This window comes from Pseudomonadota bacterium (assembly GCA_039024915.1).
Classification (GTDB): domain Bacteria; phylum Pseudomonadota; class Alphaproteobacteria; order Rhizobiales; family MH13; genus MH13.
Genome location: JBCCPK010000001.1, coordinates 597847 through 614113, shown reverse-complemented (window position 1 = coordinate 614113; position 16267 = coordinate 597847). Strand labels below are relative to the sequence as shown.

Genomic DNA, 16267 nt, shown 5'->3' with positions numbered 1-16267 from the left:
CAGGCGGTGCCAGACAGGGTTGCCGATGCTGACTGGTGGCGGGGGGCGATCATTTATCAGATCTATCCCCGTTCCTTTCAGGATTCCGATGGCGATGGGATCGGTGACCTGGCCGGAGCCACCCGCCGGCTCGATCATCTCGCGCATCTGGGGGTCGATGCGGTCTGGATTTCACCGGTATTCCGGTCGCCAATGCGCGATTTCGGCTACGATGTGGCGGACTATTGCGACATCGATCCCTTGTTCGGATCGCTGGAAATTTTTGATGCCTTTGTGAAGCGCGCACATGGTCTTGGATTGCGGGTAATCATTGATCTGGTGTTCTCACACACCTCCGATCAACACCCCTGGTTCACTGAAAGCCGGCAAGCCCGCGACGGCCCCAAGGCTGACTGGTATGTCTGGGCAGACGCCAACGCCGCTGGCGAAGCGCCCAACAACTGGCAGTCGGTCTTCGGCGGCAAGTCGTGGGAATGGAGCCCCGAACGGGAGCAGTTCTACCTGCACAATTTCCTCAAGGAGCAGCCGGATCTGAACCTTCACAATGGTGCGGTCCAAGACGCGTTGCTTGACGCGCTACGCTTCTGGCTTGATCGCGGTGTCGATGGCGTCCGGCTCGACGTCGTCAATTTTTACTTTCATGACGCGGAGTTGCGCAGCAATCCGATACTTGCCGAACGGCCTGCGGGCGCAGCCGACAGCGTCAATCCTTACGACTGGCAAGACCATCTGTATGACAAAAACCGGCCCGATACGGTCGCGTTTCTGAAGCGCATGCGCGCCGTGCTCGACAGCTATGGCGGACGGACGTCGATCGGCGAGATCAGCGACTCGCAATATGGTCTGTCGCTCCAGGCCGCCTACACATCGGGTGGTGACCGCCTGCACATGTGTTACGAGTTTTCACTCCTGTCCGGTCACTATCCCGGTGCGGAGGGTCTGCACGATCTGATCGCCGAATATGAGGGCGGGATCGAGGACGGCTGGGCCTGCTGGGCCCATTCCAACCACGATGTGGATCGGGTTGCCAGTCGCTGGAGCCTTGGTGCTGATCAGCAACGGCTGCATGCCGGCATTCTATTGTCGCTGCGCGGCACCGCATGCCTGTATCAGGGTGAAGAGCTGGGCCTGCACCAGGCCGACGTTCCCTTCGAAGCGCTTCAGGATCCTTTTGGGCGCGCATTCTGGCCCGATTTCAAGGGCCGCGATGGCTGCCGCACACCGATGGTTTGGGAAGCGGGCGCTCATAATGCTGGCTTCAGTGACGGCAAGCCCTGGCTGCCGCTGGAGGGCAAACATCTGCCCCAGGCCGTCGACCAACAACGCGGTGTTTCAGACAGCCTCTACGAGCATTACCGGTCCATGATCGCCTACCGCAAAGCACGTCCTGCGCTGGCACATGGCCAAGTTGAGCTTTTACCCAAACACCCAAGTTGTCTGGCCTTCATTCGCCGCTCGGGCAGCGAAGAAATTCTGTGCGCGTTCAACCTGTCATCCAACACCGTCGAGGTGAGGGTGCCGGGAGAGGGTTGGACGGTCGACACCGCGTCGCCGTTCGGCGGAACTTTGGGTGGTCAGTTCGGACAGATAGGCGCGTATGACGCGCTCTTCGCCATAAGAAAAACAAGCCTGCGCTAAGGGAGACAGCTATGGCATCGCTACTGTTGCAAGACGTCGCCAAGTCCTACGGGAAGGTCGAGGTCCTCAAGAATATCGATCTCGATATCAAAACGGGCGAATTGATCGTTTTCGTTGGGCCGTCTGGCTGTGGGAAATCGACCTTGTTGCGCATGATCGCGGGTCTTGAATCGATCTCGTCTGGGGACTTCCAGATCGACGGCGACCGTATGAACGAGGTGCCGCCTTCCAAGCGCGGGATCGCCATGGTCTTCCAGTCCTATGCGCTGTACCCGCACATGACGGTGCGCGACAATATGAGCTTTGCGCTCCAGATCGCGAAAATGCCTCGGAACGAGATCGAAGAACGAGTTCAGAAGGCTGCCAATATCTTGCAGCTTGATCAGTATCTGGACCGTTTGCCCAAGGCTCTGTCGGGCGGACAGCGCCAGCGCGTTGCGATCGGTCGCTCCATCGTGCGCGACCCCAAGGTTTACCTGTTCGACGAGCCGCTTTCCAACCTCGATGCCGCGCTGCGCGTCGATACGCGCATTGAGATCGCCCAGCTGAAAGAGGATATGCCCAACTCGACGATGATCTATGTGACCCACGATCAGGTCGAGGCGATGACGTTGGCGACGCGCATTGTTGTCCTCAACAACGTTACCCACACCATCGGCCAGGTGGGTACCCCGCTTGAGCTTTACGAGAAGCCGAAAAACACCTTCGTTGCCCAGTTCATCGGCTCGCCGAAAATGAACTTGCTGGAAGGCTCCGTAACCGGCGTAGGCGACAAAACGGAAATCAAGCTCACCCACGGCGAAACCATTACGTTGCCCATGGCGTCAGCGGGATCGTCGGTCGGTGACAAGGTGGAATTCGGTATCCGGCCTGAGGACTTCATCGTCACCGATGACACAGATAGCGCCATCTACTCCGGCGAAGCGCTTTACACCGAAAAGCTTGGTGAGGTGACGGTCGTCTACTTCAAAGGCGGCAAGGGCGTGTCTCCGCTCATCGCGAAAATCCCCGGGATTGCAAACGTCAAAAAGGGCGAGACACTCCACCTGACCGCCGCGCCGGAGAAGATGCACCTTTTCGACGCTGACGGGGTGAACTTTTTGTACCGGTGAGCGGGACGCCGACCGCACGCATGAAATCCTGATTTCGACGCGTTAGACTTGGCGTTTCAAGCGGGGCGGGTCTGCTTATCGAGGCTTTTGTTCAATCATAGGTCGCGAAGAACGCATCGAGCGGATCGAGACCGACGCCGGTCCCATGCAGGCGTCCACCGAACCCATGGCCGCCCATCGGGCTGATCGGCCCAAAACTGCCGGTCGCGAAGCTGCCTGGGTTCATGCCCAGATTGAAGACACACAGAATGCGTTCGCCCTCATAACTCCGCGTGAACGCGAGAACGTCTCCCTGAGTCTCATGGAACGTGATATTGCCGCGCTTGAGGGCCATATGGTCTCTGCGCCAGCCTAGAAAGCGGCGCACATGGCGCAAGGGCATCGTCTCGCTGACTTCCTGAACCGAGACAGCGCGCGCGACATGCTCGGGTGGCACGGGGAGCCAAGGGTCCCCTTCCGAGAAGCCGCCATTGGCCGCTGCCGGGTTCCACGGCATGGGTGTTCGGCACCCATCGCGGCCTTTGAACTCAGGCCAGAAGCGGATGCCGTAGGGGTCCTGCAGTTGCTCAAACGGTACCACCGCTTCCGTTAAACCAAGCTCTTCGCCTTGATAGACGCAAGGGGTGCCCTTGAGGCAGGTCAGCAGCGCCATCAGGAGCGGCGCGGCGCGATCTTGTTCACCGCCCAGCCCCCACCGCGTCAGAACGCGTTCGACGTCATGATTGGAGAAAGCCCAGCTTGCCCAGGAGTTGCGGTTGCCCTCCATGCGCTCGGAGACATCTTTGATGAAATCCGCTGAGAACTGGCGGTCGAGGAAGTCGAAGGAATAGGCCATGTGCAGCCGCTTGCCTTCTTCGGTGTAGTCCTTGAGCGTCTCGTACATGTCGAGCACGGCACCAACTTCGCCAACGGTCGTCGTGGCTGGATACTCGTCAAGCAGCGCGCGCATCTTCTCAAGGAAGACAAGGTTCTCAGGCCGTGTGATGTTGTAGATGGGCTGCTGCAGTCCATAGGGGTTCTGGGGTGGGATGCCGTTGACGACCATGCCCTTTTCGATGGGCGGGTTGTCGCGCAATTCTGCGTCATGAAAATACATGTTTGCCGTGTCGAGGCGGAAGCCGTCGACCCCGCGCTCCAGCCAGAACCGCGCCGCATCCAAAACGGCTGCCTGGACGATCGGATTATGAAAATTCAGATCGGGCTGCGAAGTCAGAAAGTTGTGCAGATAATACTGACGTCGCCGCGAATCCCACTCCCAGGCGGAACCACCGAAAATCGAAAGCCAGTTGTTGGGCGGTGTCCCATCGGCTTTGGGGTCTGCCCAGACATACCAGTCACTTTTGGCGTTCGTCCGATCATTACGGCTTTCGCGAAACCATGGATGCCGGTCGGAGGTATGCGAGATCACCAGATCAATGAGAACGCGGATACCCCGCTCATGCGCAGCGTCGAGAAGTGCGTCGAAATCCTCAAGCGAGCCGAACATCGGATCAACGTTCTTGTAGTCGGCGACGTCGTAGCCGAAATCGTCCATCGGTGAGACGAAGAACGGCGAAATCCAGATCGCGTCGACGTTGAGGCTCTTGATGTAATCGAGCCGTGAGGTGATCCCGGCAAGATCGCCGATGCCGTCGGCATTCACGTCAAGATACGAGCGCGGGTAAATCTGATAGATGACCCCGCCGCGCCACCAGTCCGGATCACCGCCAAGTTGGCGGCGAGATGTGATGGTGCTGCTGATGGGTGAAACGAACATGGACAAAATACGCGTTAACGCCGGTTTGGCGAAGGTTGAGCGGCAATGGGCGATGCAAAAGCGATCGCTTCGACAACGGCCCGGAAGCGCTTTCAGAGCCTACCATGAGCAGACGCGCAATTGCCCATTTGGTCAAGGTTGGGCGAGCGTTGATTCGGCAAGGGAGCAAAAAGCTCTGTGACCGCATCGCTTGCGTGATCTTTGGGGATGCTTTACCGCCCGCGAGCGCATGCAGACCGCCATCATCACAGCCGCCCTTGTTCCCGTCATTCTGGTCATAGCCCTTGGTTTTTTTGCACGGGTTTCCGGGCTGGTAACCGCCGGGCATGTCAGCGGCGTCGAGCGGGTCACCTATGTCATTTTGTTTCCCACCTTGTTGTTTTCGAACCTGTCGGTCGCAACGTTCGAGGGAACAACCGTCTGGCTGTTGGCAGCAGCGATGGTCATGGCGCAGATTGTCATTTCGGTGTTCAGCTGGTGGTTGTTTATCAAGCAGGTTCGAGCTGGCTCGATTGATGGGCCGGCCGCGACGAGCGCTTTTCAGGGCGCGATCCGCTTCAACACCTACATCGCCCTTGCCATCGTCTTCGCGCTCGAAGGCGAGCGCGGCATCCAGATCGCGTCGGTGCCGCTCGCCTTCATCATCATCACGGTCAACTTGTTCTGCGTTGCCATTCTAACCCGCCATGGCGCACGGCCGCAGGACGTTCCCCCGCCATCGATGCTGCGCTCGATCGTCACCAATCCTCTTATTGTTGCATGCGTTGCGGGGCTGCTCATCAACCCCTTCGCTATCGATTGGCCGATGCCGGTCGAGCGGGTGTTCGACTGGTTCGGAGCGGCCGCCATCGCGCTTGGTCTGTTTGCCGTGGGTGCCGGTTTGAAGCCCATCAGCGGTCAGGGCTCAGTGCGGGCGATTGTCTGGTCGAATGCGATCGGGCTGATCGCCAAGCCCACACTTTTCATCGTGCTCGGTCTTGCTCTGGCTTTGCCGGGCAACATGTTGGCCATTGGTTTGATGTGCATGGCGGCCCCCACCGCCACGTCATCGTTTATCCTCGCCCGCCAGCTTGGTGGCGATGCACCGCTGATGGCTCAGATCACCACTATCGGCACCATCGGCTCCGCCGCCACCATCAGCGTATGGCTCGGCCTTCTTCCATTTATGGCCGGCCCATAAGGCCGAGCCATAACGCCCACTTGTCGCGACAACGCTGTTCGGTCGGCGTTCACGCTGCCTTGTCGAGGCCGCGCTTGGCCAGAAGCGCATCGACGGTTGGCATCCGGCCACGGAAGCGGGTGTACAGGTCAGCCGGGTCGGTCGCGCCGCCAGCTGCGTAGATATGCTCTTGCAGCTTTGCTGCCACACCCGGTGCGAAGGGCGAGCCAGCCTCTTCGAACGCTGCAAACGCATCGGCGTCCATCACCTCTGACCACATGTAGCTGTAGTATCCCGACGCGTAGGAGCCGCCCGAAAAGATGTGCTGGAAGTGCGGGGATGCGTGCCGCATGACGATGGCGCTGGGCATGCCGATGCGTTTAAGGGTTGTGCCTTGCGCGGCCAGCAGATCATCTTGCCCGTCCGTCGTGCCGTCGTGCATGTCGAGATCGACGAGCGCTGAGGCGAGATACTCAACCGTGGCAAAGCCCTGATCATAGGTCGCGGCCGCCTTCAGTTTCTCGACCAGCGCGTCGGGGATCACCTCACCGGTTTCCGCATGCTTTGCGTGAGCTTTCAGGTTTTCGGGCACCAACACCCAATGCTCGTAAAGCTGTGAGGGGAGTTCCACAAAGTCCCGCGCGACGCTTGTTCCGGCAACAGACGGGTAGGTCACATCGGAAAGCATGCCGTGCAGGGCGTGGCCGAACTCGTGGAACAGCGTGCGCACATCATCAAGCGTGCACAGGGCGACGCCCCCTTCCGGGGGCTTGGCGAAATTCATCACGTTCACGATGATCGGTCGGACGCGCTCCCCGAGGTTGCGCTGCCCGCGAAAGGCGCTCATCCAGGCGCCCGAGCGCTTCGACGACCGACCGAAATAGTCGCCCAGAAACACAGCGACATGCTCGCCGTCGCTGTTGGTCACCTCGTAGGCGCGAACGTCGGGATGGTAGACGGGAATGTCCTCCGGGCGTGAAAAAGTGAGCCCAAACAGCTTTGTAGCCGTCTCGAACGCCGCCTCGATCATCGCGTCAAGCGTGAAGTAGGGCTTCACCTCGTCATCGGAGATCGCGAACTCCGCTTCACGGCGTTTTTCTGCATAATGCCGCCAATCCCAGGCCTCAAGCTTGATGTTCGCACCCTCAGCGGCGGCCAGCTGCTCCAGTTTTTCCTGATCAAGCAACGCCTGCGCGCGCGCCGGAGCCCAAACATTATCGAGAAGTTGTCGGACCGCGTCTGGAGTTTTGGCCATTTCGTTTTCAAGCTTGAAATGGGCGTAGGTTTCATAGCCGAGCAGCTTCGCGCGTTCATGCCTCAGCGCCAGCGTTTCCTGTGCGATCGCACGGTTGTCGGTCTCACCGCCACGCATACCGCGCGACGTCCACTGTGCGAACGCTGCTTCGCGCAGATCTCGACGCGTTGACTGAACGAGAAAAGGCTCGATGAGCGAGCGGGACAGGGTGATCACCCAGCCCTGTTTACCGGCATCGTTCGCTGCCTGGGCGGCCGCATCGATGAGCGATTGCGACAAACCGGCAAGCTCCGCTTCGTCGGTGAGGTGCAACGCTTCAACCTGTTCATCGGCAAGCACGTTCTGGGAGAATTGGGTGGCCAAGACGGCCAGCCGCTCGCCAATTGCCTTGATCCGTTCGCGCGGCTCACCTTGAAGCAGCGCGCCAGCGCGGACGAAGCCTTTTCGTGTCAGGTCCAGCACCCGCTCCTGCTCGCTGGTCAGATCGAGCGTGTCGCGCTTGTTCCACAGCTCTTCAATGCGGGCAAAAAGCCCCTCGTGAAGGCTGACGGCCTGCTGATGACGCGCCATCTTCGGGGCGAGGTCCCGTTCAAGCGCCTGGAGTTCCGGGTTTGTGTGAGAGCCGGACAGATTGTAGAAAACCATCGCCGTCTTGCGTAGAAGCGCGCCGGCCAATTCCAGCCGATCGATGGTGTTTGCAAAATCAGCCGGAGCGGTCTGACCGGCAATCGCGTCCACTTCCAAGCGATGCTCGTCCATCGCCTTCTCGAAGGCCGGGGCGAAATGCTCCGGGTCGATGTCGCTGAACGGCGGGACCCCAAACGGTGTATTCCACTGGAAGAAAAACGGGTTGGCGGCGTCGGTTTGCTTGGCAGCGTTGGTCATACGGCCCTCTGAACAAGGTTGCTACTGCCCGCATTTAGGAGCGGGTTGCACAGCTCTCAAGGCGCGATCAGTGCGCTTGCGTCTTCGCGTCTTTCAAGATCGAGATGGCCTCGGGAATGATCCGCTTCAGATCGTCCGTTTGGGCGGCGCCCGATATCAGGAAATGCTGGTCAAGCAACAGCGTCGGCACGCCATTGATACCCTGTTGTGCAAGCCCGGTCGCGAGGCTTTCGGTCACACTTCGCAACTCATCATCGGCCAGCGCTGCCTCGGTGATCTCCTTAGGTAGACCCGCCTCCGCCGCAAGCTCCATCAGTGCCTCGTCTTCGCCAATGTCGACCCCGTTGGTAAAGTAGGCCGCGAACAGACCATCGGCGAGCTTCAGGGCCGTCTCCCCGTTGAGCGTCGAAGCCATGGCCATCACCATGTGTGCCTTCACGGTATTGGGTGTGCGCTCCATCTTCCCGTGATCGATCACGACACCGCTTTGTTCGGCGGCGATGCGCACTTGCAGGTCGAGTTGATCTGACCGCTCGAGCGAGCCGAATTTTTGCAAACGGTAATCGGGCCGTGCCATGCCTTCGGCCGGCATATCCGGGTTCAACTTGAAAGGAAGATAGCGAACGGTCGGACGCTGATCGTCGGATAGCGTTTCCAGCGCTGCATCAAGCCGGGCCTTGCCGATAAAGCACCATGGGCAAACAAAGTCGGAGACGACCGATAGGGTGTGCAAAGCAATCTCCTCGTTGGCTTTCCACGATAGCCTTAGCGGTTGCGCGCGACGATGAACAGCCGCCGCGCCGCAGCATGCGACATGCGGCTTGAATTGCTTGGCTCTGCCGGTACAAGGCGTGAATTGCCGGGGAGGGTATGGCCATGATTATCGTTGCAGGCGAAGCGCTCTACGATGTGTTTGAACGCGCGACCCACGAGGGCGACACGCAGGTGACGCTTGACGCTGTCACGGGCGGCTCGCCGTTCAATGTCGCCTGTGGCCTTGGCCGGCTGGGCTACGGGCCAGCTTTCTTTGGCGGCATTGCGCGGGGATCGCTTGGCGATCGCCAAGTTTCAATTCTGCGCCAGGCGGGCGTATCCCTGGATGCAGTTGTCCGAAGCGATACGCTCACGCCTTTGATGGTCATTGATCTCGCAGAGGACGGGCAGCCACGCTATAACTATTACGGACAATCAACGGCAGACCTACAGATCACCGCAGATCATCTGGCACAGTTGCGCAGTACGCCTTCGGTTCTTCATCTTGGCTCCTACAGCCTGGTGATGCCGCCGATTGCCGATACGCTGGCGGCGCTTGTCGAGGAGCTACCCGATCAAGCAATACTCGCCATCGACCCCAATGTACGGGCCATGATCGAGCCCGACCGTGCCGTGTGGGAGGAGCGCCTTAAACCCCTTTTCACGCGCGCGAACATCATCAAGCTGTCGGACGAAGACGCTGCTTTCCTTGCGCCGGAGCAAAGCCCAACCGGCTATGCGGCTTCCCTGCACGACCTGAATGGTGCGCCTGTTTTTCTTACCCAAGGCGCCGAAGGCGTCTCGGTGTTTGCAGCGGGCGGCACGCAGCACGTGTCCGCGCCCAAGACGACGGTGATCGACACGGTCGGCGCCGGTGATGCCTTTCAGACAGTACTCATTGCTTGGGCGAGTGCGGAGAGCCGTCGACGCGCGCTCGCCGGGCGTACGATCGCCCTTCAAGACTGTGTGGATATTGCTGAAACTGCTGCAGCCGTTGCCGCTGTCATCTGTGGCCAACAGGGGCCGGTTATGCCAAGCGCCGAGGCGCTGGACGCTGCGATCTCAAGCCGTTTGTTCGAGCGTATCGGCCGCATTTGATCGCAATTCAGCGTGTCTGAATTCGAGCTGATCAGCGCTTCGAATGGCAAATTTCGCCGGTTCAGGACGCATGTAAACGAAACCCTGCACCAGATCGCACCCCGATTCACGCAGCAGATCGACCTCTCCGTCGACCTCCGCTCCCTCACCGACGACGCGCATGTTGAGGCCTTTGCCGAGCGCTATGATGCCCTTGAGAAGGCGAGATTTTTCTTCCGATTCATGCGCGCCGCTAATGAAGCAGCGGTCGATTTTCAGCTCGTTGAAGGGCAGCTCGTTGAGGTAACCCAGCGATGAATAACCTGTGCCGAAATCATCCAGGGCCAGGTGAATGCCAGCCGAACGGAACCGATCCAGTGCCTTGCGCACTCGGCTTTCGGAATGATCGGCAAAGACGCTTTCGGTCAACTCCAAGCAAAGCAAGTCCGGTGGGTAGCCTGTCTCTTCGACGATGGCGAGAACCTCGCTGGCAAACTCCGGTTGCCAGATTTGCGCCGCCGAAACGTTGACCGCAATCATCCGAGGGGTTTCGCCAGCGTCGAGCCAAGCGCGACCGGTCTGGCAGGCGTCTCGCAGCACCCACAGGCCGATCTCCGCGATCAGGCTTGAGCTTTCGGCGATCGGAATGAACTCGGCAGGTGAAATGTAACCGCGCGTGGGATGCTCCCACCGCAGCAGTGTTTCGAAGCCGACGACGTTTCCGGTTCGGAGATCAATCTGCCCTTGGTAGCGGGTCTCGAACCCATCGTTTTCGATAGCCGTCCGCAGATCCCGCGCCAATTGTAGCCGTGCCTGAACGGATCGGCTCATGGCATGCTCGAAGAACAGAGCGCGGCCTCGTCCATCATCCTTCGCCATGTACAGCGCGAGGTCTGCGTTTCGCAGCACCTCCTCGTCCGTGCCGCCATCCTGCGGGATGAGGGCAATGCCGATGCTCGTACCGGTAACGACCTCTCCGCGTTTCAATTGTTTGGCGCCCGAAAGTCGGTCGACAATCCTGTCGGCCAAACGGCGCAGGCACTGGACGGACTGGTAGTCTCGAATGATCACGGCGAACTCATCACCACCGAGGCGGGCGACGAACCCGCGTTCATCGACGATCTCTCGCAGCGCAACCGAGATTTGCTTTAACAGCTCGTCTCCCGCCGCGTGGCCGAGCGTATCGTTCACCTCTTTGAAGTGATCGAGATCCAGCAGCAGAAGGGCGGCCGAACCACCTGCCTGAATGATCTCCGCCATCACATCGTTCAATTCCCGCGTGAACAGCGCACGGTTTCCAAGACCGGTGAGTGGGTCGAAGTATGCAAGGCTTCGCAACTGTTTTTCAGCGTGCTTGCGTTCAGTGATGTCCTGCACGGTTCCGAAAAGGCCGCTGACCGATCCATCATCATCACGCAGCGGCTGTGTCGCTATGGAATAATAGCCCATCGTCCCATCGCCACGGCGCATCTGGACATCGATGGCGAACTTTTCGCCTTCGCTGAGAACAATCTCGTGGCCATGGCGAATGGCGGCCGCATCTTCGGCGGAGCACAGAAGGTCGACAACATCTCTGGACGGTTTGATGTCGTTGGGGTCGAAGCGAAGGATCGAATACAGTTGGGGTGACCAGGAACTGAGACCCGTATTGGCATCGAACTGCCAGTCGCCAAGGCCGCCCATGGCCTGGGCCTCACCAAGCGCCTTCGTGCGGCGCTCAAGCTCCGCCTGCACGGTCTTGAGGTCCGATACATCCTGCGCGACCCCCATCAGACGGGCGGGCGTCATCTTGGTGGCCGGTTGATAACGCAGCTGCACGCGCATATGGCGCACGGCCTGCTCGTTATCGGGATAATAGCGCAGGTCGATCGGTTCCGACGCTTGTCTGTTCTCCGCACATCTCAGAGCGTTGGTAATCTTGCGCCGATCTTCCCGGTGCACCCGCCGCAGAAGCCACGTCAGATGGAAACCGGGAGCATCGACCAGCTTGTCGGGATCATCCGAGAGGTCATGGTCGAAATGAAACAGGCGCAGGATGCCTTGCGACCAGCGGGTTGTACCGCTGGTGAGATCGGTAACCCAGTGGCCCAGACCCGCGATCGACTGGGCGTTGCGCAAGGCGAGCAAGCGCTCCTCATGCTCGCGACCGGCTGCGACTTCTGCCGTAATGTTACGGCCTGTGCCGCGATATCCCAGGAACGCGCCATTGGCCGCAAAGCGAGGCTTTCCGGCAATCTTGAAGGTCAGTACCCGACCGCTATCGGGATCCTTAAGCCTGTATACCAGGTTGCTGAACTCGCGATGGGCTTCCAGATCATCATAATGAGCGTCGACCACCGGCTGATCTTCCGGCAGGACCGGCAACTCATACCGCGTCTTGCCGATGAAATCGCGCTGTAGCGTGTGTCCCACATCGGCGAGATCCTCGGTGAAGTCAACGAAACGGTGGTCCTGATCAGTCTCCCAGCACCAGTCACCCGCAGAGCCCGCAAAGTCACGAAACCGTGCTTCGCTTTCCTCGAGTTTTCGCTTGGCAGACTGGTGCTCGGTGGTGTCCTGAACGATCCCGAATAGGCTGCGCACGGAACCGGTTTCATCGCGCATCGGCCGGCCGGATATGGTGATGTCGATCCACTGTCCGTCCGGTCGCTCAAAGCGCCCATTGACCGCGTAACTTTCGCCCGTCTGCCAGCACCGTTCAACCGCCTCTTCGATCCGCTCAATCAGGTCGTGGTGATAGTGCCCGCGCAGAACGTCATGGTTGATTCTGCCGTCTTGATCGAGCTGCAAACCAAAGATTTCCGCCAACTCAGGGGCGATTTCGAGCTGATCGTCATGGTAGCGGTGTTTGATCCACCATCCGAGCTTGCCCACCTCGCAACTGGCCTGAAGCATGTGCGCGGCGCTGCGCAAATCGTGGTTCGCCTTTGAGGCTCGCGTTGCATCCGAGACGACGAGGAAGGGTGTGGTGAAGCCGTGAACAATGTCTGCGATGATCTGGACGGTCCCGCCTTCATCGCCTTGAAGTTCAGCCGACATCGTCGCCAGCAAACTTCCAACGTCGGGCGTGTCGGTCCGCATCTTGAAGGCGCGGACAAAGGTTCGAAGCGGCTCGAGATCACATTGGCCAAGGTAGTCGATCAGCGTCCGCTCTGTCGCCAGTTTGAGCGCGGAGGTGCTCTCGTCCTGCCGCAATGGAAGGACACAGACCGATACCCCCGGGTGCCGACCATGGATGGCATCGAGAGCGCACTTCAGCGGGATGACGACGGCAAGCAAGTGATCGCCTGAAACAAGGCGCACCGGAAAAACGATGCGTTGCCAGCTGTGGGCGGAGCCCGACACCGAGCCTGCCATGATCGTGCAAAGCGGGGTGCCCGCACGCAGAACCTGGTCGAAGCTTTGCTCGAGGTGCTGGCGCGTACGCGTGTCAAAGTCAGCGGTCGACTTACCCGTCATGTCGAAGCCAGCATCTCGGGCGATCTGGCTTCCAAAATGAACGTAGCGGTAGCTTTTCCCGCCTTCCGGATGGCACAGGGTGACTTGCCCGGCCTGGGCCCCAAGGGCGCTGATCAGCTTCGCGACTGTGGTCGGTGCCTCGTTGTTCAGACGATCAAGACACGCCTTTATCTCCGCCAACTGCGGAAAGCGCAGATGGTCGCGGGGCCCAAGCGGGCGAACCAGCGAGGATGGGATCTTACTCAAACCGTCTCCTTCAGTCGGCTTAGTAAGACGATTATTGGTTAGGTTTTCATGAACATCAGCGGCGAAAAAGTGCGTATTTACAGAGATTTACGCTAGGTAAGCAGGTCTATATCAAGCCTAATTTGCGTACGGCCAGAACGAAAACCGATAGATGTCCGAGCTCTTGCAGCGCACCGCCGCCTATGGAAGGTAGGATGCGCTCGGCCCGCTTAGTCGTGCAGTCAGATAGACGCCACAGGACAGGGCTGAAGATGCGTCTCGCATACGGCTGCCAGACAAAAGGTACATGAACGGATAATCATGCGCGTCCCGTCACTCGCAGATGCACTCTCCGCACACGCGGCTCGCCTTGCCGCGACGCATTTACGCACCCTTTTTTCCCAAGACGTGCACAGGTTCGAACGCTTCAGTTGCCAGACCGCTGGACTGCTTATTGATTGGTCAAAAGAGAAGCTCGACGAGGAGGCTTGGCAAGCCTTACTCGATCTTGCGAAGGCTGCCGATCTTGAGCAGGCGCGGGACGCCATGCTCACAGGTGAGCCGATTAATTCAACCGAGGGTCGCGCTGTTCTGCACACCGCTCTGCGAACGGGAGACGGTATCAGCTCTCCGAAAGGTGGCGGATGGGCGCCCGCGGCCGTGCGCCAAGAAATATCAGATGAACGTGACCGGTTTCTCGCTTTCGCCGAACAGGTTCGGGAGGGTGCAGTTGCCGCCTGTGATGGTGCGCCGTTCACCGATGTCGTGAACATAGGCATTGGCGGTTCAGACCTCGGTCCGGCCATGGCGTCGCGAGCACTTGCGCCATTCTGTGATGGTCCAAATGTCCATTTCATCGCCAACGTTGATGGAGCCGACGCGGTCGACACGCTGCGATCGCTCGATCCGGCTCGAACGCTGGTGTTGGTCGCATCGAAAACCTTCACGACGCTCGAAACGCTCACCAACTCCCGCAGCGTCCGGGCGTGGCTTGAGGCATCGGTTGGCGAGAAGGTCGGCAGCCATCTTGCTGCCCTATCAACCAACCTGGACGCCACAACCGCCTTTGGAATTGCACCGGAGCGCGTGTTCTGTTTTTGGGACTATGTTGGGGGCCGCTACTCGCTGTGGTCTGCCATTGGCTTGGCGCTTGCCATTGCCATCGGCAGGACACGCTTTATGGAAATGCTTGCTGGCGCCCATGCGCTCGACGTCCATTTTGCTCAGGCGCCCTTGGATGCGAACCTGCCGGTTATTCTCGGTTTGATAGGCATTTGGCGGCGCAACGGCATGGGGCTGTCGGCTCACGCCGTCATCCCTTACGAGGAGCGTCTCGCGCGCTTTCCGGCTTATCTGCAGCAGCTTGATATGGAGTCGAACGGCAAAGCCGTGCGCCGTGATGGAACGCCGGTGAGCGACCGGACCGGAATGCTGGTTTTTGGCGAACCAGGCACGAACGCCCAGCACTCGTTTTTTCAGCTCTGCCATCAGGGGACGGACATCGTCGCGATGGACGTTCTTCTTGGCCGTCACTCCGTGGGAGAGTTGGTCGAGGGTCGAGGCGCGGAGCACCATCGGAACCTCGTGGCAAATGCGCTGGCGCAAACCCGCGCGCTGGCCTTCGGCCGAACGCAGTCCGAGACACGCGAACAGATGGAGACGGAAGGAGCTTCTGGATCGGAAGTTGCTGCGCTCAGCGCGCACAAGAGCTTCCCCGGCGACCGGCCGTCTACCACGATCCTTTACGACCAGCTTGACCCGGCCACCTTGGGTCGGTTGATCGCGCTTTATGAGCACAAGGTTTTTGTCGAAAGCGTCCTTTGGGGCATTAATGCCTTCGATCAGTGGGGGGTCGAACTTGGCAAGGTGATGGCCAAATCAATCACCCCGGCTCTCGATGACCCCCATAAAGCCGGCGCATTCGACGCCTCGACCAAGGGGTTGATTGCTGCCCTATCGCAAGATGCCGATATAGGCGCATCGGACGGCTCCGGTGATCGAGGAGATGGATGATGTCTGGCCAAGAGACCAAGGCTCAAGCCATCCGTATTGATGGCAAGGCTATCGCAAAGGAAGTCACCGATGCTGTCGCCCAGGTTTCGGCGGAGTTTCAGCGGCAGCATGGACGGCCACCTGGGTTAAGTGTTGTGCTTGTTGGAGAGGATCCTGCCAGCCAAGTGTATGTCCGATCCAAGGGCAAGATGGCGCTGCGCTGCGGTTTTGATTCAAACACCTATCGCTTGCCTGCATCGGCAACGCACGAACAGGTCCTGGCACAAGTCCATGCGCTGAACAGCGACAGATCGGTTGATGGCATTTTGGTGCAATTGCCGTTGCCACAGCAAATAAACGCCGATGAGGTTCTGCGCGCGATCGATCCAGCAAAAGATGTTGATGGGTTTCATCCGATAAATGCAGGCATGTTGGCCTCGGGTGACATCGACCGTCCGCTCGTTCCCTGTACCCCAGCGGGCGTGATGCATATGATCCGGACCTTACGGGGACCTGATCTGTCGGGACTGCGCGCGGTGGTCATTGGTCGCTCAACCATTGTCGGGCGTCCGGTCTCGCAGCTCTTGCTGGCCGCGAACGCCACCGTCACGGTGGCCCATAGCCGAACGCCGGACCTGCCAGCGGTGTCGCGTGAGGCCGATATCCTGATTGCTGCTGTTGGACGCCCGCAAATGGTTACGGCAAGCTGGATCAAGCCGGGTGCGACGGTGATTGATGTCGGTATCAACCGCATTGAGGACGTGAACCTGGGGACCAGCCACTTGGTTGGAGACGTCGATTATGAGGGCGCACTTGACGTCGCCGGTGCCGTGACGCCGGTTCCCGGCGGTGTCGGTCCGATGACCATCGCTATGTTGATGGCCAATACGTTGAAAGCGGCGGAGCTGCGCGCAAAGGCTTGAGATAAGGTGAGGCGACGTCACCACAGGACCGTG

General features: G+C 59.5%; 10 protein-coding genes. 6 read left to right on the top strand and 4 right to left on the bottom strand.

Going from position 1 to position 16267, the window contains the following annotated elements; all coding sequences use genetic code 11:
* The first annotated feature begins 6 nt into the window (after window positions 1-6).
* Both AAF739_02890 and ugpC read left to right on the top strand, forming a co-directional pair.
* On the top strand, window positions 7-1638 hold the full coding sequence (locus AAF739_02890) for an alpha-glucosidase family protein (protein MEM6381595.1): 1632 nt from the start codon (window positions 7-9) through the stop codon (window positions 1636-1638).
* 11 nt (window positions 1639-1649) lie between these two features.
* On the top strand, window positions 1650-2750 hold the full coding sequence (ugpC, locus tag AAF739_02885; GenBank protein ID MEM6381594.1) for a sn-glycerol-3-phosphate ABC transporter ATP-binding protein UgpC: 1101 nt from the start codon (window positions 1650-1652) through the stop codon (window positions 2748-2750).
* Window positions 2751-2841: 91 nt separating this feature from the next.
* Here the strand turns inward: ugpC and AAF739_02880 are convergent, their stop codons facing one another.
* The gene (locus AAF739_02880) at window positions 2842-4506 is read right to left on the bottom strand and encodes an alpha-glucosidase (protein MEM6381593.1); all 1665 of its coding nucleotides are present in this window, start codon (window positions 4504-4506) and stop codon (window positions 2842-2844) included.
* Window positions 4507-4735: 229 nt separating this feature from the next.
* Here AAF739_02880 and AAF739_02875 point away from each other — a divergent pair, with 229 nt between their 5' ends.
* Window positions 4736-5686, top strand: a complete 951-nt coding sequence (locus AAF739_02875) for an AEC family transporter (protein MEM6381592.1) — start codon at window positions 4736-4738, stop codon at window positions 5684-5686.
* A 49-nt stretch (window positions 5687-5735) separates the two neighbouring features.
* Here AAF739_02875 and AAF739_02870 read toward each other — a convergent pair whose 3' ends face one another.
* Window positions 5736-7805: a M3 family metallopeptidase gene (locus tag AAF739_02870; GenBank protein ID MEM6381591.1), complete on the bottom strand. Its 2070-nt coding sequence runs from the start codon at window positions 7803-7805 to the stop codon at window positions 5736-5738.
* Between the two features lie 67 nt (window positions 7806-7872).
* Complete coding sequence (locus AAF739_02865) at window positions 7873-8538, bottom strand: DsbA family oxidoreductase (GenBank protein ID MEM6381590.1); 666 nt, start codon at window positions 8536-8538, stop codon at window positions 7873-7875.
* Between the two features lie 143 nt (window positions 8539-8681).
* Here AAF739_02865 and AAF739_02860 point away from each other — a divergent pair, with 143 nt between their 5' ends.
* Window positions 8682-9656 (top strand): carbohydrate kinase, encoded by a 975-nt coding sequence (locus AAF739_02860; protein MEM6381589.1) that lies wholly within the window; start codon window positions 8682-8684, stop codon window positions 9654-9656.
* Here the strand turns inward: AAF739_02860 and AAF739_02855 are convergent.
* Window positions 9621-13340 (bottom strand): EAL domain-containing protein, encoded by a 3720-nt coding sequence (locus tag AAF739_02855; GenBank protein MEM6381588.1) that lies wholly within the window; start codon window positions 13338-13340, stop codon window positions 9621-9623. The two genes, AAF739_02860 and AAF739_02855, sit on opposite strands and share 36 nt — an antisense overlap.
* A gap of 300 nt (window positions 13341-13640) precedes the next feature.
* On the opposite strand from AAF739_02855, the gene pgi reads away from it, so the two are divergent.
* Together pgi and folD are read left to right on the top strand one after the other, a co-directional pair.
* Entirely contained in the window at window positions 13641-15332 is a 1692-nt protein-coding gene (gene pgi, locus AAF739_02850) for a glucose-6-phosphate isomerase (GenBank protein ID MEM6381587.1), read from the top strand.
* On the top strand, window positions 15332-16234 hold the full coding sequence (gene folD, locus AAF739_02845) for a bifunctional methylenetetrahydrofolate dehydrogenase/methenyltetrahydrofolate cyclohydrolase FolD (protein MEM6381586.1): 903 nt from the start codon (window positions 15332-15334) through the stop codon (window positions 16232-16234). Before pgi ends, folD begins: the two co-directional genes overlap by 1 nt.
* Window positions 16235-16267: the final 33 nt, after the last annotated feature.

Bases quoted from the DNA above. Each gene is read 5' to 3' on its own strand.
- ugpC (MEM6381594.1), top strand. From the start codon at position 1,650: ATGGCATCGCTACTGTTGCAAGACGTCGCCAAGTCCTACGGGAAGGTC.
- pgi (MEM6381587.1), top strand. From the start codon at position 13,641: ATGCGCGTCCCGTCACTCGCAGATGCACTCTCCGCACACGCGGCTCGC.
- folD (MEM6381586.1), top strand. From the start codon at position 15,332: ATGTCTGGCCAAGAGACCAAGGCTCAAGCCATCCGTATTGATGGCAAG.
- AAF739_02875 (MEM6381592.1), top strand. From the start codon at position 4,736: ATGCAGACCGCCATCATCACAGCCGCCCTTGTTCCCGTCATTCTGGTC.
- AAF739_02870 (MEM6381591.1), bottom strand. From the start codon at position 7,805: ATGACCAACGCTGCCAAGCAAACCGACGCCGCCAACCCGTTTTTCTTC.
- AAF739_02880 (MEM6381593.1), bottom strand. From the start codon at position 4,506: ATGTTCGTTTCACCCATCAGCAGCACCATCACATCTCGCCGCCAACTT.
- AAF739_02860 (MEM6381589.1), top strand. From the start codon at position 8,682: ATGATTATCGTTGCAGGCGAAGCGCTCTACGATGTGTTTGAACGCGCG.